This window comes from Streptomyces sp. MNU76, from assembly GCF_020982545.1.
Taxonomy (GTDB): Bacteria; Actinomycetota; Actinomycetes; order Streptomycetales; family Streptomycetaceae; genus Streptomyces.
This window is the reverse complement of the sequence record NZ_JAJKLK010000024.1, coordinates 39,872-57,977: the sequence shown is the minus strand read 5'-3', so window position 1 is coordinate 57,977 and position 18,106 is coordinate 39,872. Positions and strand designations below refer to the sequence as shown.

General features: G+C 70.3%; 17 protein-coding genes and 3 pseudogenes. 15 read left to right on the top strand and 5 right to left on the bottom strand.

Translation table 11 applies throughout. The features are described from left to right. Positions 1-355 precede the first annotated feature (355 nt). From E4N62_RS38740 to E4N62_RS38705, 8 genes are all read left to right on the top strand, one after another. Positions 356-1,465, top strand: a complete 1,110-nt coding sequence (locus tag E4N62_RS38740) for an acyltransferase family protein (RefSeq protein ID WP_230222206.1) — start codon at positions 356-358, stop codon at positions 1,463-1,465. A 125-nt stretch (positions 1,466-1,590) separates the two neighbouring features. Beyond that, complete coding sequence (locus E4N62_RS38735; RefSeq protein ID WP_230222204.1) at positions 1,591-2,391, top strand: hypothetical protein; 801 nt, start codon at positions 1,591-1,593, stop codon at positions 2,389-2,391. Between the two features lie 415 nt (positions 2,392-2,806). Beyond that, on the top strand, positions 2,807-4,882 hold the full coding sequence (locus E4N62_RS38730) for a glycosyltransferase (RefSeq protein WP_230222202.1): 2,076 nt from the start codon (positions 2,807-2,809) through the stop codon (positions 4,880-4,882). A 588-nt stretch (positions 4,883-5,470) separates the two neighbouring features. Further along, positions 5,471-6,220: a hypothetical protein gene (locus tag E4N62_RS38725; protein WP_230222201.1), complete on the top strand. Its 750-nt coding sequence runs from the start codon at positions 5,471-5,473 to the stop codon at positions 6,218-6,220. A gap of 464 nt (positions 6,221-6,684) precedes the next feature. Continuing rightward, the gene (locus E4N62_RS38720) at positions 6,685-6,891 is read left to right on the top strand and encodes a hypothetical protein (protein WP_230222200.1); all 207 of its coding nucleotides are present in this window, start codon (positions 6,685-6,687) and stop codon (positions 6,889-6,891) included. A gap of 21 nt (positions 6,892-6,912) precedes the next feature. Next, entirely contained in the window at positions 6,913-7,152 is a 240-nt protein-coding gene (locus E4N62_RS38715; protein ID WP_230222199.1) for a hypothetical protein, read from the top strand. A gap of 29 nt (positions 7,153-7,181) precedes the next feature. Next, complete coding sequence (locus E4N62_RS38710; protein WP_230222198.1) at positions 7,182-7,421, top strand: hypothetical protein; 240 nt, start codon at positions 7,182-7,184, stop codon at positions 7,419-7,421. 162 nt (positions 7,422-7,583) lie between these two features. Next, the gene (locus E4N62_RS38705) at positions 7,584-8,324 is read left to right on the top strand and encodes a CmcI family methyltransferase (RefSeq protein ID WP_230222197.1); all 741 of its coding nucleotides are present in this window, start codon (positions 7,584-7,586) and stop codon (positions 8,322-8,324) included. Between the two features lie 70 nt (positions 8,325-8,394). Here E4N62_RS38705 and E4N62_RS48945 read toward each other — a convergent pair whose 3' ends face one another. Beyond that, on the bottom strand, positions 8,395-8,976 hold the full coding sequence (locus E4N62_RS48945; protein ID WP_230222196.1) for an antibiotic biosynthesis monooxygenase: 582 nt from the start codon (positions 8,974-8,976) through the stop codon (positions 8,395-8,397). A gap of 167 nt (positions 8,977-9,143) precedes the next feature. Next, complete coding sequence (locus E4N62_RS38695; RefSeq protein ID WP_230222195.1) at positions 9,144-10,169, bottom strand: 6-phosphofructokinase; 1,026 nt, start codon at positions 10,167-10,169, stop codon at positions 9,144-9,146. 232 nt (positions 10,170-10,401) lie between these two features. Between E4N62_RS38695 and E4N62_RS38690 the strand changes: the two genes are divergently transcribed. The 7 genes and pseudogenes from E4N62_RS38690 to E4N62_RS38660 all read left to right on the top strand — a co-directional run bounded on the left by E4N62_RS38690 (position 10,402) and on the right by E4N62_RS38660 (position 16,820). Then, positions 10,402-10,854 (top strand): MerR family transcriptional regulator, encoded by a 453-nt coding sequence (locus E4N62_RS38690; protein ID WP_230222193.1) that lies wholly within the window; start codon positions 10,402-10,404, stop codon positions 10,852-10,854. Next, positions 10,851-12,452, top strand: a complete 1,602-nt coding sequence (locus E4N62_RS38685) for a peptide chain release factor 3 (protein ID WP_230222191.1) — start codon at positions 10,851-10,853, stop codon at positions 12,450-12,452. The genes E4N62_RS38690 and E4N62_RS38685 overlap by 4 nt, the downstream gene beginning before the upstream one ends. A 292-nt stretch (positions 12,453-12,744) precedes the next feature. After that, positions 12,745-14,061, top strand: coding sequence for a Na+/H+ antiporter NhaA (nhaA, locus tag E4N62_RS38680; protein WP_230222189.1), 1,317 nt, complete (start codon positions 12,745-12,747; stop codon positions 14,059-14,061). Continuing rightward, positions 14,061-14,354, top strand: a complete 294-nt coding sequence (locus E4N62_RS38675) for a hypothetical protein (RefSeq protein ID WP_230222187.1) — start codon at positions 14,061-14,063, stop codon at positions 14,352-14,354. The genes nhaA and E4N62_RS38675 overlap by 1 nt, the downstream gene beginning before the upstream one ends. Before the next feature lie 53 nt (positions 14,355-14,407). After that, positions 14,408-15,381: pseudogene (locus E4N62_RS38670) on the top strand (IS5 family transposase). A gap of 243 nt (positions 15,382-15,624) precedes the next feature. Further along, a pseudogene (locus E4N62_RS49840) lies at positions 15,625-15,859 on the top strand (Tn3 family transposase); the annotation flags it as partial. A 145-nt stretch (positions 15,860-16,004) separates the two neighbouring features. Further along, positions 16,005-16,820, top strand: coding sequence for a sulfite exporter TauE/SafE family protein (locus tag E4N62_RS38660; RefSeq protein WP_230222185.1), 816 nt, complete (start codon positions 16,005-16,007; stop codon positions 16,818-16,820). Between the two features lie 38 nt (positions 16,821-16,858). Here the strand turns inward: E4N62_RS38660 and E4N62_RS38655 are convergent. The 3 genes and pseudogenes from E4N62_RS38655 to E4N62_RS38650 all read right to left on the bottom strand — a co-directional run. Next, positions 16,859-17,066 (bottom strand): annotated as a pseudogene (locus E4N62_RS38655) (arsenic resistance protein); the annotation flags it as partial. Further along, on the bottom strand, positions 17,045-17,173 hold the full coding sequence (locus tag E4N62_RS48300; RefSeq protein WP_268270308.1) for a hypothetical protein: 129 nt from the start codon (positions 17,171-17,173) through the stop codon (positions 17,045-17,047). The pseudogene E4N62_RS38655 and the gene E4N62_RS48300, both read right to left, overlap by 22 nt. Before the next feature lie 87 nt (positions 17,174-17,260). After that, a complete protein-coding gene (locus tag E4N62_RS38650; RefSeq protein WP_230222183.1) occupies positions 17,261-17,986 on the bottom strand; it encodes a sulfite exporter TauE/SafE family protein in 726 nt (241 codons plus the stop codon). Positions 17,987-18,106 lie beyond the last annotated feature (120 nt).

Sequence of the window (18,106 nt, the reverse complement as noted above, 5' to 3'; positions counted from 1 at the left end):
TGAGACCTCCTGAGGTCACCCGTCGCCGTCGGCAGCGACTCGTGAGGCATGTGTGGTACCTCACGTGGCAGGAGAGTGTGGGACCATCCGGCGACCGCGAGGCGGCGACCTGTCACTTCCGCCGCACCTCGGCCTTGGGTGCTGCTGAGGCGAGCGGAAGGCGCGAGGGTTGGTCGAACCCCTCGGCAAAGCAAGGGTAAAGAGGCTGCTAGGGTGCCTGACAGATGGCGGCCTCGCTGCTTGGTGGGTGTCTCTGATGTCCCCAGTCAGTTGAGTTGCACAGTGGCTGGGCGGCCTGCTTCCGCCGGCTCGGTTGCTGCCGCCTGAGTATCTCTTCCCTTACGAGAGGGACAACTTGTCGAATCGCATTCTGAACGCCATATCGCCCCGTTCCCGGTCCGCGGAGCCGGCGCCGACACCGGGGGGCGGGTCGTCTCCCGCGGGTGGCGGGCGTGACGCGGCCTTCGACAACGCGAAGTACCTGCTGATCGTCCTGGTGGCGGTGGCGCACGCCTGGGAGCTCGTCGAGAGCAGCCGTGCCACCAAGGCGCTGTACATCCTCGTCTACACGTTCCACATGCCGGCGTTCATCGTCATCTCCGGTTACCTGTCGCGGAGTTTCGCCGCCCGGCCTCGTCAGATCAGGCGCCTCGTCGGCGGCATCGCGGTCCCGTACATCGTCTTCGAGACCGCCTATTCGCTGTTCAAGCGGTACGCCGACGACTCCCCCGACCATGCCATCAGCCTGCTCGACCCCTTCCTGCTCGTCTGGTTCCTCGCCGCCCTGTTCATCTGGCGGCTCACCACACCGCTGTGGCAGCAACTGCGTCACCCCCTCGCAGTCGCCCTGACCATTGCCGTGCTCGCCTCCGTCACCCCCGGCATCGGCGAGGACCTCAACCTCCAGCGGGTCCTGCAGTTCCTCCCGTTCTTCGTGCTCGGCCTGTGCCTGCAGCCCGAGCACTTGAAGCTCCTGGACCGCCGCGCGATCAGGCTGCTGGCGATACCCGTCTTCGCCGGCGCGCTCGCCTTCGCCTACTGGGCGTCGACCCGCATGCGGACCGAGTGGTTCTTCCGCCGCTCCAGCGCCCAGGAGATCGGCGAACCCTGGTGGACCGGTGTCGTCATGACGTTCGCCCTCTTCGGCTGCTCCGTGCTGCTGACGGCCGCTTTCCTGGCCTGGGTTCCGCGCCGTCGCACCTGGTTCACGGTGCTCGGCGCCGGCACGATCTGCGGCTACCTGCTCCACGGCTTCCTGACCAAGGGCGCCAAGTACTCGGGTCTCGTCGACGGCAACGCCTGGCTGCACGACCCCGCCGGAAAGGTCGTCCTCACGGTCGTCGCCGCGGTCGCCGTCACCCTGCTGTGCACCCCGCCGGTGCGCCGCGTCCTTCGCCCAGTGACCGAGCCGGACCTCGCCTGGGCCTTCCGCCGCGCCGCGGCCGAGCGGCCGGCCAAGGGCTGAACCGGCAGGCACCGGCGTGCGAACGAGGGGGGTGGGGGAGGCGGGGTCTCGGTCAGCCCTCGGCCCTACTCTCGCGTAACGGAGAGTTGGTGACGTAGTGCTGTTTGGTGAGGAGGACATCGGACATGGCGGGTATGACGGCGTGTCCGTCGTGCGGAGAGGCCGAGGAACTGCGCGGCGACCCCGTGGACGGAGACATCCGGATCACCTGTCTGAGCTGCAACACGCAATGGATGCGCGGTGGGCTGCGCTGTGCGAGCTGCGGCGGCCAGGACATCGTGCACCGCCCGCAGGCCATGACGCGCCACTCCCGCGGCACCCAGCTGTCCATCATCGGCTGGGACGACGTGCCGCTGTGCCGCACCTGTGACGCAGACGCGCTGGAAACCTCCATCTCCCAGAACGTCCCGGTCCCCAGCGACTACGTCCCCGCCTGCCTCGGCGCCGTCCAGGGCCCGGCCGTGAGTGACACGCCGCCGCTGAAGCCGAAGTCGGCGCCGTCCGCACCCGCGCCGAAGCTGGCTCCCGCTGCCGTGGCGCAGCAGGCGGCAGCCGGGAAGAGGTCACCGGCCCCGCGCACCGCGCCCCGCCCGCGGGCGAACCTGCCGAAGGCGGCGCCTTACCCGTCCATGGTGCCTACGGTCCGGCAGGCGATCGCCGCCTTCATGGGTGAAGCCTCAGGCCAGGCCGATGCCACCGCGATGCTGCTGCTGGGTACTCACCTCGGCTCCCACAACCGGCTGACCGTCCTGGAGGGCGACGGCGCCGCTGATCGGCTCACCGCATGGTGCCTCGGGCACTGGGGCGACCGCGGCGACCGCGCCCAGCGGGCGCTGGGGACGATCTGCCGGGCCGTCGACTTCTGGGGCGCCCGCGGCTGGCTCGCCTCCGATCCCGCCGCCGCGCTCCGCGCTCCGCGCGACTGAGATCCAAGGACGGGCGGCCTCATCCCGGTCCCCACGAGGAGTCGGCGCACTATGCCGCCCGCCATCAGCGAAGGTCGCACTAGGTATCCCGCGCAAGACCCGCAACTCTTCCGTATGGGTAGACTGGAAGCGACCTGAGCGGACGGTGAACGCGTCAAGCCGAACAGGTGCTGTGCCTGCTCTCCGCTTCCGTCCGACGTGCCGGAGACTGCCGGGCTGAATGGCTGGAAATGGCAAAGGGATGGAAAAGTCTCCTGGTAGTATCCCTATCTGCCCGGCTGTTACAGGCCGCCGTGGAGCTGCAACGGTGCGGCGTTCCCCGGTCGCGCGAAAGCGCTGATGACCCGCAATGGCGAGCCTGAGCCACCGGCTCTCGCCGGGCGCCAATCTGACCTTACGAGAGGGTAAGACTGCCGTGAGCGGTGAGCTGGACAGAGCTCTGCCAGACGTCTCTGTCATCGTCGGCGCCTACAACGCCATGCCCTACCTGACCCGGTGTGTGACCTCCGTGGTCGAGCAGACCCTGGGCAGGGAGCGGCTCGAGCTGATCGTGATCGACGACGGTTCGACCGACGGCACCGCAGCCGAACTGGACCGGCTGGCCGCGGAGTTTCCCGACGCCGTCCACGTGGTCCACCAGGAGAACTCCGGTGGCCCCTCGGCACCGCGCAATGCGGGCCTCGACCTGGCGCGCGGTCGGTACGTCTTCTTCCTCGACGCCGACGACTATCTCGGCCCCGAGGCCCTGGAGCGCATGGTGGCCATGGCCGACGCCCAGGGCTCCGACGTGGTGCTGGGCAAGATGGTCGGTGTCGGAGGGCGCGGCGCACCGCAGTCGATGTTCCGCCGCAATCAGCCCAAGGCGGACCTGTTCACTTCCCGCGTCTACTGGACGCTGAGCCCGCTGAAGCTCTTCCGGCGCGACCTGATCGAACGCCTCGGGCTGCGTTTCCGCACCGACTTCCGGGTCGGGGAGGACCAGCCCTTCGTCGCCATGGCGTATCTGCACGCCGCCGTGATTTCGGTGGTCGCCGACTACGACTGCTACTACTGGGTGGAGCGCGACGACGGCAACAACGTCACGCTCACCACCCGCGGTACGCACCCACGGTTGCGCTTCCTGCGTGTGATGTTCGACCTGCTGTCCCGCGAGGTCGAGGCCGGCCCCCGGCGGGACCTGCTGGTACGGCGTCACCTGGAGATCGACCTCAACGGTGCACTCGTCCACCTCGTCCGCGAAACCGAGCCCGACATCCGCGACTCGGCGCTCACCGAGATCAGGCAGATGCTCGACGCGTGGTGCACCGACGAGCTCGGCGAGCAGCTGCCCGCGATGACCCGCCTGCGCTTCCATCTGGCCCGGCGCGGAATGCTGGAGGAACTGCGCGAAGTCATCTCCTTCGACCGGTCGGGCCGACGTCACAAGGCCGTCATCGACAAGGGGCGCGCCTTCGGCGCCTACCCCTTCTTCCGTGACCCAGAGCGAGGTGTGCCGGATGCCTGCTTCGACATCACCGAGCAGCTGCCCGTCCGTCACCACCTCGCCACCGTCGCCCTGACCGGTACCGAACTGCACCTGAGCGGGCACGCCTACATCCACCGAGTCGACACCACTGAAACGGCCACCGAAGTGCTGCTGCGGGAGCGCAGCGGCGCAGGCGAGTACTGCTTCCCCGCCGACGCCCTGGCCACCCCCGCGCTCACCAGCGCGGAGGGCGAGGGTATCTACGACTACGACCGTGCGGGATTCACCCTACGGGTGGACGTGGCCACGGCCGCTGACGGCCGGCCCTTGCCGCCCGGGCTGTGGGACGTCTTCCTGAGCGTGCGCAGCCAGGGCATCGACAAGGAGGCGCGTTTCGGCAGCCGATGTGCCGATGACGTCGATTCCCGGCCCCAGCTTCATCTCACCCGCCTCGACGACGGTGCGACCCGCGTCGTCACGCCGTACTTCACCAAGCCGTACGGCAACCTCACGCTCGACATCGGCGAACAGAAGCACCGCCTGAGCTCACACCTGAAGATGAACAAGGCGGCGTGGGCAGACAGCGTCCCCGGCACCCTGGAGCTCACCGGTTCCACCGGCATCCACGGCCTTGCCCCCGATGATCTGACCGTACGGGCGACGCGCGGCGGCGACAGCGTCGAACTCGGCGCGTTCCTCGACGTGGAGCTGTCCTCGCCAGGATCCTTCACGCTCCGCCTCGACCTGGCCAGGGCGGTCCGCCGGCGCCGACTGACTCCCGGGGACTGGGAACTGGCCGTCCAACTGCGGCGGCCCGGTCTGGCACTGACCCTTCCCGTCCCCTACAACCCTGCCCTGCCCGACGCGCGCCTGCGGCGACACGGACCGTCCGGGTACGCCAAACCGCTGCCGCACCAGGGTCTGCTCGCTCTGCGCATCAGCACCGTCGACGCGGGCGCCGCCGTTCGCCGCCGGCTGCGCCGCATCCGCCGTGTGCTGACGGCGGCGCGCAACCGAAGGGTGTGATCTGCCTCGTTCCGCAGTCCGCACGCGAACGTCTCCGGCAATCTCCGGATCGCCCGCGGCCCCCAGGCCGGTACTCCACCGCTGGCTCGCCACCGGTGGCACAGCATCCATCACGAGCACGGTCGTGAACTGCTGTACGGCCCGCTCCGAGCTGACCAGCGGCCCTTACCAGGGCGCGGGCTGGCGTGGTCGGAAGGAGGGCGGCGGCCCCGGTCAAATAACTGGAGGACCTACCGGAGCCGCCGTGCCGGCCGGGATGTCCCATGCGGCGGCCAGCATGCTCAACTCTACCGCCGCGTGAGCATGTCCGGGGCACACCGCGCGGGTAAATGAGCTGCTTCACCTTCGGCTAACTCTCGCGTTAGGTTAGATATGCACGCACGGTCTCGGATTGTCCGCGTCCCGCTCCGAGACACAGGGGCGGGACGGTATGGCCACTCCGAGGCGGTCCTGCGCCGCAGCCCGCGAGGCCCCGTCCCCGCTCCCCGACCGGAGTGGCCTCGCGGGCCCCGGAGTCTTCGCGGGTGTGCTTCTGATGCCGCTGCCGACGCGTCGAACCGGTAAGTCCCGAGCAAACAAGGAGCCTGCATGCTGCCCCGCCAGCCCTCCTCCCGCACGGAGGCCGCCATCGAACCCGAAGCAGAGCGCCTGGTGACGGCCGCCGCCCGGATCACCCGGTCCCTGCCCGCCGCACGGCCCGTGCTCGGCATCCTGCGCGGCTTCAGCCGCGCCGACCGTGACCGCGCCCGCATTCTGCGCAGCCGCCTCGCCGAGAGGGGCATCCAGGCCGCCGATCTGAGCCTGGTGCCCGAGGCGGGCGACCGCGAACCGGGACGCGCGACAGTCCCGCGCCCACGCGTGGACGTCCTGCTGTACGCCGGCGGACCCCAGCCCGAGCACGCCATGAAGGCCGCGGCGCTGTGGCGTCTGCCGCTGCTCATCGAGCGGCAAGACGGAGAAGAGGGAGGGGAGTTGAACAGCCTCGGCGGACACCGTCGTGCGGTCCTGGGCATCCACCTGTCCGGCGGCGCTTTCGCCATCGCGGCGCGCGAAGCGGTGATCGCCTCCCTGCAGCCGCAACCCGGCAGGGTGCGCCTCATCCTGGACAACGAGAAGATCACCGCACCCGGGGACCAGCCCCTATGTGTCACCCTGACCGTCGAGGACCTGCTCAGGGTCAGCGGCGACGCCTTCGGCTCCCGGCAGGTGCGGCGCCTGCGCTTCGAACGGGCCTGGGGTGCCTACCGGCTGGACATCGACGGCATACCCGCCCACGACGTCCACGCCCCCCTGCGTATCGAAGCGCTGCCGGGCCGCCTCCACCTGCTCCACCCGTGAATGAGAAGCCGTGACTGAGGAGACGCCGACGCCCCGGGAGCACAGAACGGGCGGGAACTTCGCCCCCGGGGCGTACGGCCGCGGCCTGCGGGCCGCACGGGGATACGGCTCCGGATCCGCGAGGCGACGCGTCACCAGTCTCCACGGCGCCGCCCACTCGGCAGCATACTCTCACCTCGCGTCAATGATGGGGAAATCTGCGCGCACGTCCACCCCTTCTCCGCCCTCGGGAAGCTGCTGATCGTTATATGGCCCTTGCCAATCAACTCTCCCCTTGCGTTAGAGTAGTGTTGCTCGCCGACATAGTCGGCCTGCTTCCAAATGCCGTCCCCAGGCGGTGTACTCCGCGTTGTCTCGGCCACTGCTTGGGGGCGGCGCCAGAGCCGCCCGCCCGGGCTGCCCCGACCAGTGCAGCGCCGCCGAAGAGCGCCCGCGCTGACGCATTCCACACCCTGGGGAGAGCCATGACCGCAGAGGTAACCCGCATCGAGATCGCCGACGAACTGGCCGGACTGTTCACGAACGGCGCCGTGAGCAAGCACGACATGCTCATCGCCGCCGTCGGCGCCCGTCCGGAAGTCCGGGAGGTCCTCTCGGCGCTGCCCGACCGCCGCTACACCGAACTGCGCCAGGTCTGGGAGGACCTGCCGCGGGTTCCGGTCGGCGCCTGAGACGGCAAGGAGAGCCGAACCATGGCCCTGTTCATGCTCCAGCTCGCCAGTGGCGAGGACGCCGTCATCGAGGCGGACGCCGCCGGATGCACGGCCGAGGGAGAGATCGTGCTGGAACGCACCGGCCAGTACGGGCCGGCGGTCCGGGTGAAGACGTACCCGGTCGAGGCGGTGACCGCGGTGTTCCGTCAGGCCCCGGTCGACGGCGGCGGCTACGGCTGGCTGCCCCAGCCGACGACCGGCATCTGGTGGTGCTACTGACGCTTCGTATGCCCGATGGGAGGAACCTGATGGCGATCTTTCTGGTGGAAATGGCCGACGGCAGCGAGATGATCCTCACCGCGGGGCGCGCCACCCGCACGGAGGCCGGTGACGTGGCCTTCGAGTACGTCGACGCCCGCGGAAACTGGTCGCTCTGCTGCACCGTCCACAGCGCCCAGATGAAGACCGCCTACGCGCGGCGCGTCGGCGAGGACGGCGTGGCCCGCTGGGTCCCTCAGCTGTCCGCGGGCCGCTGGTGGGCGTACTGAACAGCACCCGCCGACCCAATGTGCCGGCCTCTTGGGGGCTGCCCCGAACTTGAGGACCCGCGTGGGACGGATGCCGTGCGGTCTGCCGACCGAGACCTGATCACGCTGCGTCCGTCCCGAGCCGTATCGGCATCCCCCCTGCACGGAGACGGAAAGATCCCTGTGACCGAGCGACGAAGCAGCATGGACGGCAAACCCGCCACGCAACTCCCCCCTCACGTGCGGGCCCTGCCCGAAGGAAGGCTCCTGCAGTACTGGAAGGAACGCGAACGCCAGCACCTGCGCGACGTCTACGCCGGGTTGCGCATCAAGAAGTTCCCCGAGGACCTGCGCGTGCTCGAACACCTGTTGTGGCTCTCCCGCAGTCAGGTGGTCATCGAACTGGGGACCCACCTGGGCGGTTCCGCCCTGTGGTGCCGCGACCGCCTGCGCACCCTGGCCGCATACGGCCGCGTGCCCGAGGACATCCGCGTCGTCACCGTCGACCTGGCCCAGGACCGGGCTCAGGCGCTCCTGCAGGACGCTGACCCCTACTTCGCCAAGGACATCACCCTCGTCGAGGGAGACATCACCGACCCGGGTATCACCGAAGCCGTTTCCCGGCACGTTCCCGCCGGCGCACGGTGCCTGGTCGTCGAGGACACCGCCCACACCTACGCGACCACCTATGCCGCCCTGCGGCACTTCTCCTCGTTCGTCGCGGCCGACGGCTACTTCGTCGTCGAAGACGGCATCGTCGACATCCCGCAGCTGTGTCCCCCCGGACTGCCCGGCGGGGTCGTGCCGGCCATCCTCGACTGGCTCACCACGGACCAGGGACGCCACTTCCACGTGCGCCGCGACCTTGAGCTGTACGGCCTCACCTGCCACCCCCACGGCTGGCTCCAGCGCATCCACCCCTGACCCATCCGCCGCCACGGGAAGAGCGTGTCCGTGACTCGGCGCCGACGGCGCGGCGGAACGGTTTAGAGCTCTACAGGGACAGCGTGCGGTGGAGGCGGTAGCGCCCGCCGTGGGTGAGCCGTACGCCGGGCGTGCCGGACATGAGCGCGTGGACTTTGTCGTGATCACCGGCCTCGGCGGCCTCCTGGTGCGCCTCGATGCCGGTCCACTCCGTGTACAGGAGCACTCGGGTGCCGTCGTGGCTGAGCAGGAAGTGCGCGGAGACCGCGCCGGGGTGGCCGCCGTCCGCGGGCTGGACGGCGATGAGGCTGTCGGCGAGGTGGCGTTGCCGTTCGGGGCCGTCGACGTCGAAGGCGGCGGTGATCAGACAGCCCGGAACGCGGGACTCGTCCTCCTGGGCCAGGCTGCGGTGGAGGCGGAAGCCGGGCGGGCCGGCCAGCGGGGCCGCGTAGCCGCCACCGCGCAGGTACGCCTCGTGTGTCGGGGCGCTGTCCCACTGCGCGAGGGTCAGCACGGTTTCGCCGTCCGTACTGGCGAACCAGCTCACGGCGGCGAGGCCGTGTGGCGGAGGCGCGCAGGCCAGTGCGCCGGCTTCGGCGTCGGTGAGCAGTTGCTGCCGGTCGCAGTCCCCGACGTAGCTGGTGCTGACCACGGCTGTGCCGGTGCGGGTGAGGTCGGGGAAGGGGTGGTGGTCAACTCGGTCTCCCTTGAGGGCGGGCGGCGGCCGGACCCCGACGGTGACGGCGGGGCGGGGGCGGGGCGGGCACCTGCTTGACCGAGCCCCAGGGGATGCGGCGGAGGCGTGGGCGCGAGGTCATCTCACATCACCACTTCGGCCTCGGCGTAACGGCCGGCCGGAACGGTCTTGAGCGTCTCGACCGCCTCGGCCAGGGGCACCATGACGATGTCGGTGCCGCGCAGCGCGGTCATCATCCCGAACTCCCCGCGGTGCACGGCCTCCACGGCGTGCCAGCCGAAGCGGGTCGCGAGCACCCGGTCGTAGGCGGTCGGGGTGCCGCCGCGCTGGACGTGTCCGAGGATGACCGGCCTGGCCTCCTTGCCGAGGCGCTCCTCCAGCTCGACCGACAGCTGGCGGGCGATCCCGGCGAACCGCTCGTGGCCGTAGACGTCCCTGCCGCCCTCGTCGAAATCCATGGTCCCGGCCTTCGGCTTGGCACCCTCCGACGCCACGACGATCGCGAACCGTTTGCCGACCGCGAAGCGCTCCCCGACCTTCGCGGCGAGTTCCCCGATGTCGAAAGGCCGCTCCGGCACGACGATCGCGTGCGCGCCGGCCGCCATGCCGGAGTGCAGGGCGATCCAGCCGGTGTGGCGGCCCATGACCTCCACGATCAGGACGCGCTGGTGGGACTCGGCGGTGGTTTTCAGCCGGTCCAGGGCCTCCGTGGCGACCCCGACAGCAGTGTCGAAGCCGAAGGTGACGTCGGTGACGGCGATGTCGTTGTCGATGGTCTTCGGTACGCCCACGATCGGCAGGCCGCTGTCCGACAGCAGGCGGGCCGCCTTCAGCGTGCCCTCGCCGCCGATCGGGATGACCGCGTCGAGTCCCAGCTCGGCGACATGGCCCCTGGCCCGCTCCACGCCGTCCCGCAGCTGCTCGGGCCGGACCCGGGAGGAGCCGAGGATCGTGCCGCCGCGGGCCAGGATGCCGCTCACCGCGTCGAGGTCGAGCTTGAGATAGTCGCACTCCAACAGGCCCCTCCAGCCGTCCCGGAAACCGATCACCTCGTCACCGTGGCCGGCGACGGCGCGGTGGACGACGGACCGGATGACGGCGTTGAGGCCGGGGCAGTCGCCGCCGGACGTGAGGACACCCATGCGCATGGCGTTACGGACTCCTGAGGCGAGGTCGGGCGGCCGACGGCGCGGTCCGCCCTCGCCCATGATGGTCGGGGGACGGCACCGCCCCTCGGGGGAAAGAGGGCGGCACCGCCTGGCGACGACGGCGGCCTGTCAAGGGCTTCCCCCGTCGCAACGATTGCCAATCTACCCTAACGTCAGGGTAGGTTTGTAGTCCGGCGAGGACGCCGGGCACACGACGCGAGGCGGTGGGGCCGTGACCGGAAGGCTGATGCAGATCGGCGAGGTGTCCGAGCGCACAGGGCTGTCCCTGCGGACGATCCGCCACTACGAGGACGTCGGCGTCGTCACTCCCAGCGAACGCAGTGACGGCGGCTTCCGCCTCTTCACCGAGGCCGAGGTGCGCCGCCTGGCGCTGGTGCGGCGCATGCGGCCGCTGGGCTTCTGCCTGGAGGACGTACGGGCCCTGCTGGACCTGCTGGAACAGCTTCCCGCCGACGGAGCGCCGTTGCCGGAGAGCGACGAGCAAGCACACGAGGAACTGGTGGAACGGTTGCGCAAGTACTGGGTCGAAGCGGACGCGCGGTGCGAGGATCTGCGCCGGCAGCTGGGGCAGGCGGAGGAGTTCGCCCATTCCCTGCACCGGCATCTGGCCCGGGTCGTGGATGCCTCGGCGACGGCCGGCGCCGGGGTGGAGGTCGTGCGATGAGTTCGAGCGATGGGTGGGCGGCCGGCGAGGCGGCCCGGCGGCGGACGTTCGCCGTGATCAGTCACCCGGACGCGGGCAAGTCCACGCTGACCGAAGCTCTCGCCCTGCACGCGCACGCCATAACAGAGGCGGGCGCGGTGCACGGGAAGGCGGGGCGGCGCGGGGTGGCCTCGGACTGGATGGAGATGGAGAAGGCCCGTGGCATCTCCGTCACCTCGGCGGTGCTGCAGTTCGCGTACCGCGGGTGTGTGCTGAACCTGCTGGACACGCCCGGTCACGCGGACTTCTCCGAGGACACCTACCGGGTGCTGTCGGCGGTGGACTGCGCGGTGATGCTCATCGACGCGGCCAAGGGCCTGGAGGAGCAGACCCGCAAGCTCTTCGACGTCTGCCGCCACCGGGGCATCCCGGTGATCACGTTCGTCAACAAGTGGGACCGGCCCGGCCGCGAGGCGCTGGAGCTGCTGGACGAGATCGAGCGCGAGTTCCGTCTGAGGCCCACCCCCATCGTCTGGCCGGTCGGTGACGCCGGATACATGCGCGGCCTGATCGACGTACGGCGGCCGGAGTGGATGCTGCGCTACACCCGCACCCCCGGCGGCGCCCATGAGGCGATCGAGGAGAGCGTCCCGGCCGGGCAGGCCGCCGCCGAGGAGGGCGCGGACTGGGAGAAGGCCGCCGAGGAACTGGAGCTGCTGGGTGCCGACGGCGCCGTACATGACCAGGAGGCGTTCCTGGCGGGCCGGACCACACCGGTGTTCTTCGGCGCGGCGATCTCCAACATCGGCGTACGGCTGGTACTGGACGCCGTCGTCGACCTCGCCCCGCCGCCCGGTCCGCGCGAGCTGGAGGGCGGTGGGACCCGGGCGGTGGACGCGCCGTTCTCCGGGCTGGTGTTCAAGGTGCAGGCCAACATGGACCCCGCCCACCGGGACCGGATCGCGTTCATGCGGGTCTGCTCGGGGATCTTCGAACGCGGCATGACCGTCACCCGCGCCGTCTCCGGCAAGCCCTTCGCCACGAAGTACGCGCACAGCGTCTTCGGCCAGGACCGCTCCATGGTCGACATCGCCTACCCCGGCGACGTCGTCGGCCTCGTCAACGCCACCGCCCTGCGCGTCGGCGACACCCTCTACGCCGACCAGGCGGCCGTCTTCCCGCCGATGCCGACCTTCGCGCCGGAGCACTTCGCCGTCGTCCGCCCGGTCGACCTCTCCCGCTCCAAGCAGTTCCGGCGCGGCATCTCACAGCTGGACGAGGAGGGCGTGGTCCAAGTCCTCGTCTCCGACCTGCGCGGCGACCAGGCACCGGTGCTGGCCGCGGTCGGGCCGATGCAGTTCGACGTCGTCAGCGCCCGCATGGCCGGGGAGTTCTCCGCCGCCGTAAGACTGGAGATGCTGCCCTACCACCTGGCCCGCGCCACCGACACGTCCGGCGCGGAGGCACTCAACCGCTCCCGGATCGTCAAGGGCGAGGCCCTGACCCGCATCCGGGACAAGGCACAGCTCGCCCTCTTCGCCGACGGCTGGCAGGCGAACTCCTTCGAGCGCGAGTTCCCCGACGCCCGGCTCGACCACCTCATCGCCGCCCACGACTGACGTCGACCGGCGCACACGACGCCGCCGAAGGCCACCCCGCGACCCGCGGCTTACGGCCGCCGGAGCCACGCTGGCCGAGCCCGGCACGGACAACCACCCGGCAGGGCCGGTTGGCCAGGTCGCAGCGCCGCATCATGTCGATCTTGAGCGACCGCGGGGGAGACAGCGGGCCCGGGGCTCGATACGGTGTAAAGAACGCGTCAAGAACTGGCGCGGGGTGTGCCGGGAAGTCTGGTCGGCGTCCGTAGGGCCGTGTGCCCTTTTTCTGCCGACACCCCGGAGGACTCCTGCCGTGTCTGACGTTCGCTCGCGTTCCTACTTCCTGGGCCTGCTTCCGCTTCCGGAGCGTCAGGCCATCGCCCGTGCGCTGCGGACCGAGACCGTCGGCGGCCTGGTCCTTCTCGCTGCCGCGGTGGTGGCGCTGGTGTGTGCGAACAGCCCGTGGAGCGGGGCGTACGAGGAGATACGGGATCTCCACTTCGGGATACCGGCCCTCGGCCTGGACCTGTCGGTGGGGCACTGGACGGCAGACGGGCTGCTCGCGGTGTTCTTCCTGGTCGCCGGGATCGAACTCAAGCGTGAACTGGTCGTCGGCTCACTGCGCACCCCGGCCACCGCGGCGCTGCCGGTGATCGCCGCAGTGTGCGGAATGGCCGTGCCCGCCGCCCTGTACGCCGCGACCGCCTCGGCGGGCGGCGGGAACCTGGACGGGTGGGCGGTGCCGATGGCCACCGACATCGCGTTCGCCCTCGCCGTGCTCGCGGTCCTGTCCACCCACCTGCCGGCCGCGCTGCGGGCGTTCCTGCTGACCCTCGCGGTCGTCGACGACCTCGGCGCCATCCTGATCATCGCGCTCTTCTTCACCTCCGACCTGAACCTGTGGGCGCTGGCCGGGGCGTTCGCCGGACTCGTCGTCTTCTACCTGCTCCAGCGGGCGCGGGTACGCGGCTGGTGGTGGTACGTCCCTCTCGGCCTCACCATCTGGGCGCTGATGTACAACGGCGGCGTCCACGCCACGGTCGCCGGGGTCGCGATGGGGCTGATCCTGCGCACCACCCCTGACGCAGGCGAGACGAAGTCCCCGGCCGCCCGGGTCGCACACCTGGTACACCCCATCTCGGCCGCAGTCGCGGTGCCGCTGTTCGCGCTGTTCGCCGCCGGGGTGAGCATCACCGGCGCGGCCCTGGGCGAGGTCTTCACCAGCCCCGAGCCCCTCGGCGTCGTCATCGGTCTGGTCGCCGGCAAGACCGTGGGCATCTTCGCCGGGACGTACCTGGCCGCCCGCTTCACCCGCGCCCGCCTCAACCCAGACCTTGCCTGGGCCGACGTGCTCGGCCTGTCGGCCCTGGCAGGGATCGGCTTCACCGTCGCCCTGCTGATCGGCGAACTCGCCTTCCCCGACGGCCGGACCGCAGAGCACGTCAAGGCGGCGGTCCTGATCGCCTCCGTGCTCGCCGCCCTGCTCGCCGCCGCCCTGCTGCGCCGCCGGAACACGATCTACCGGCGCCTGTACGAGGCGGAGAACCTCGACGCCGACGCGGACGGCATCCCCGACATCTACCAGCAGGCCCACTCGGCCGACGCCGGACCGGACAGGCAGGACACCTGATGGGGGACGGCAGCGAGGCATCGCCGCTCGCGCCCGTGATCATCGTCGCGGCTCTCGTCATCCGCACCGCGTTCACCGAGTTCCGACACCCGGGCAGCGCCCGCCGCCAATGGGCCTTCACGGCCGACCGGCGGGCGATCGCAGCCGCAGGCGTGGTCGCGGTGAGCGTGACGGCCATCGGCTGGAGCCAGTCCGGGTGGGCCGCCGTCGTCTGGGCCCTTCTCACCGGAGTCCTGACCGCACACCTGATCGGTGCGCCCAGTTCTCGTACTAGGGCCTGTATGGAGTTGTGATCTCGTGAGCCCCCGGCCTGGGAAAGCCGGGGGCCCTGGGGTAAAACGGTGGGGTGTCTCGACCTCAACTTTCGGATGCCGAGTGGGAGTTCGTCTCCCCGTTCCTGCCGGTCGGTGAGTATGGGCCGTACCCGGAGAATCTGCGGGCGCACTTCGAGGGCATCGTGTGGCGGTTCAGGAACGGGGCGAAATGGCGGGAGTTGCCCGAACGGTTCGGGCGCTGGTCCACCGTTTACGGCCGGTTTCGGCAGTGGCGGGATGCCGGGGTGTTCACCGCGGTGTTCCAGGGTGCGATCGCCGAGGCGGCGAAGCGGGGCCTGGTGGACTTGTCGCTGGTCAGCGTGGACTCGACCACGGTCCGGGCCCATCATGATGCTGCCGGGATGATCGTGGAGCCCGAGATCCTGGACGTGCTGGAGAAGGCCGCCGCGGAAAAAGGGGCGCCGGCCAGGAACAAGACGGGCAGCTGGACCCGGAGCGGGAAGAACGACGACGTGTGAGGCGTCGCCGCAGGGCCCGGCTCGCCGCTGCTGACCTGGGGCGTTCCCGCGGCGGACTGACCACGAAGACGCACCTGTCCTGTGTGCCGCAGTGCCTGCCCCTCTCACTGAAGATCACTGCGGGGCAAGCCGGGGACAGTCCGCAGTTCATCCCCGTCCTGAACAAGATCCACGTCCCCGGCCCGGTCGGCCGGCCCCGCACCCGGCCGGACGCAGTCGCGGGCGATAAGGCGTACTCGTCCCGCCAGAACCGTTCCCACCTGCGCAAACGCGGGATCAAAGCGGTCATCCCCGAGAAGAAGGATCAGGCCGCCCACCGCAAGAACCGTGGCTCACGCGGCGGACGGCCCGTCACCTGGGACAAGCAGTTGTACAAGCTCCGCAACAGCGTCGAACGCACCATCAACAAGATCAAGGACTGGCGTGGCCTCGCCGTCCGCTACGACAAAAAGCCTGAAAGCTACCAGGCCGGACTCGAATTATGCGCCGGCCTCCTCTGGATCCGACACCTCGGATCACAGCCTTGATCACAACTCCATACAGACCCTAGGCCGCCAAGTGGCGAGTAACGCTGAGTGACTACATGGGGCCTGCGGTCGCGCTGCTGAAGGGCGGCGAAGTCGGCGTGTGCCGTCTCGACTGCCTTCGGGTACGCCTGGGTCCTCTCGTGCTCGGCTTGCGCCCGGTAGATGCTGGCGACGGACGGGTTCTGTCCCTTGCGCTTGCCGGTGGGGATGATCAGGGCGGGTCGGATCTGCTCGACGGATTATTCGGTCGGCCTGGTCCTGACCGCCGTCGTGCTGGTGGACCACGCACTACCTCGACGCCTCCGTCGCCCAGTTCCGCACCGGGGACCACGAGATCCGCGTCGAGGACATCGCCCGGCTCTCCCCGCTCATGCACCGCAACCTCAACGTGCTGGACCGCTACAACTTCACCGCCTCCACGCCGGCCGACGGGGGCCTGCGGCTGTTGCGCGCCCCGGACGCCGCTCGACGACGATGACGACGGCGGAGCGGATTGAGCACCGCGGCCGGCTCCCCACGGGTTCAGAGGTCTTGTGGACGCCTTGACGGGTGCCCGGTGCCTTCTTCCAAAGATGGCCCGCACCCTTGTCGGGCACAGCTTGTGACCAGGGATGATGTCCACCATGGCAATCGACCAGAACCTCGTTCCGCTGCGTTCGGCGCGCTCGCTGCCCCTGGTGTTCGCCACGGGGGCGGCCGTTGGCGTCCTGGGCGGGATGATCGGGTTGGGCGGCGCCGAGTTCCGCCTGCCGCTGCTGATCAGCCTGTTCGGGTTCGCCGCGCTCTCCGCGGTGATCCTGAACAAGGCGATGAGCCTGGTGGTGGTCCTGGTCGCGCTGCCCGCCCGCATGGCGGCTGTGCCCGCCTCCGAGGTGGCCGTGCACTGGCCCGTCGCGGCAAATCTGCTGGCGGGGAGCCTGCTGGGCGCGTGGGCCGGGGCATCGTGGGCGGTACGGATGCGCAGCTCCACCCTGTACAAGGTGCTGGCGGGGCTGATGGTCCTCATGGCCGCGGCCCTGGTGGTCACTCACACCACCACGCTGGGCACCCTGGCCCTGCCCCTGGCGGCGCAGGTGCCGATCGGGGTGGTGGCTGGGTTCGGCATCGGGGTGGTCGCGGCGATCATGGGCGTGGCGGGCGGTGAGCTGCTGATCCCGACGATCGTGCTGCTGTTCGGCCTGGACATCAAAACGGCGGGAAGCCTGTCCCTGCTGGTGTCACTGCCGACCATGCTGGTCGCTTTCGCCCGCTACAGCCGCGACGGCAGCTTCGCGGTCCTGGGCGCCAACCTGCGTTTCACCCTGGTCATGGTGGCAGGCTCGGTCACCGGCGCGGTGCTGGGCGGGCTCCTGCTCGGCGTGTTCCCGGACGCGGTGCTCATCCCCGCACTGGCCGTGATCCTTCTCGTCTCCGCCGCCAAACTCGCCCGGCACGCCTGACTCCGCGAAGCCAGCGCGAACCGCGCGACGCCCCGCCAGACGGCGGCGGACAGGAACCGGACGTCGCGCAGGGAGCGGAGCGGACCCGTTCGGCGGCGGGGACCTGGAGGAAGGTGACGAACACCAGCGCCCCGACGACCGGGTGATCACGTGCTCCAGGCCCGGGCCGAGGTCTGGGGCCGCCCATCCGAACAGGCCGCCGGCAGCCGTCGCCGCCAGGTAGATCACGACCTGGTGGTGTTCCATCGCTCGGCCAGGTCCTGCGGTCCCTGCTGCGCCACGCTGACTGCTCCCTCGTACTCGTACCGGCCGCCCGGCGGCAGCCACTCGCCCACCCTCACCGGCCACGCCACCGGCCGGTTTCGTAGGCGAGAGCGAGTAACTGGCAACACGTTGGCACGTGGCCCCGCCCCGTGCCCGTGCTGATGCCCGACGGATGATCAGCCGCCGGTGACGGCCAGCAGGAGGCCGGAGGTGATCAGGCCGATCTCGACCACGATGACGAAGACATGGGCGGGGAGCCGGTCGACGATCTTCTTGCCGGTCCAGGCGCCCGCGGTGCTGGCGGGTGCGAGGGCCAGTCCGATGACGGCGTTGGAGGCGGTCAGCACGGCTGCGGCGCCGAAGACGACCAGTTTCGTCAGGTGCATCACCACGGCGGACGCGGCCTCGGTGCCGATGTAGGCGCCCTTGAGGAGGCCGCGGGCGAGGAAGAACGGGGCGACCATCGGTCCGACCGAGCCGACCAGGGCGGAGCCGAAACCGGAGGCGGCGCCGACGGCGGCGAAGGTGCGGTCGTCCAGCCGGGCGGCGTGCGGCTTGAAGCGCCGCCAGACGACCATGACCAGCAGGAACACGCCGATGAGGCGGGTGAGAGCGGGCAGCGGTGCGGTGGCGAACAGCAGCGCGCCGGCGACGGCGGCCGGGACGGCGCCGAGGGCGAAGATGCCGACCAGGCGCCGGTCGACGTCGTGGCGGTTGAACCACACCCGGCTGCTGTTGCTGGCCAGTTGGGCGACGGTCAGGACGGCGACCGCGTCCCGGGTGCCCAGGACGGCGACGAACACCGGCAGCAGCAGCACCCCGCCGCCGAACCCGGCGACCGCGGACAGGACCGCAGTACCGAAGGCTGCGACGACGATGGCGATGACCTGCAGTGCTTCCACGCGGGGGATTCTCCCGCCCGCGGTGGCGGCAGGGATTGGCGGGGTGGCTCCATGGGAGGTCCAGCCTGGGGCCGCGTCCGAGCGTTTCGAGTCTCCCTGGCAGGCCAACCGGCAGCACTC

Bases quoted from the DNA above. Each gene is read 5' to 3' on its own strand.
- E4N62_RS38735 (WP_230222204.1), top strand. From the start codon at position 1,591: ATGGCGGGTATGACGGCGTGTCCGTCGTGCGGAGAGGCCGAGGAACTG.
- E4N62_RS38725 (WP_230222201.1), top strand. From the start codon at position 5,471: ATGCTGCCCCGCCAGCCCTCCTCCCGCACGGAGGCCGCCATCGAACCC.
- E4N62_RS38720 (WP_230222200.1), top strand. From the start codon at position 6,685: ATGACCGCAGAGGTAACCCGCATCGAGATCGCCGACGAACTGGCCGGA.
- E4N62_RS38715 (WP_230222199.1), top strand. From the start codon at position 6,913: ATGGCCCTGTTCATGCTCCAGCTCGCCAGTGGCGAGGACGCCGTCATC.
- E4N62_RS38710 (WP_230222198.1), top strand. From the start codon at position 7,182: ATGGCGATCTTTCTGGTGGAAATGGCCGACGGCAGCGAGATGATCCTC.
- E4N62_RS38695 (WP_230222195.1), bottom strand. From the start codon at position 10,169: ATGCGCATGGGTGTCCTCACGTCCGGCGGCGACTGCCCCGGCCTCAAC.
- E4N62_RS38685 (WP_230222191.1), top strand. From the start codon at position 10,851: ATGAGTTCGAGCGATGGGTGGGCGGCCGGCGAGGCGGCCCGGCGGCGG.
- E4N62_RS38675 (WP_230222187.1), top strand. From the start codon at position 14,061: ATGGGGGACGGCAGCGAGGCATCGCCGCTCGCGCCCGTGATCATCGTC.
- E4N62_RS38660 (WP_230222185.1), top strand. From the start codon at position 16,005: ATGGCAATCGACCAGAACCTCGTTCCGCTGCGTTCGGCGCGCTCGCTG.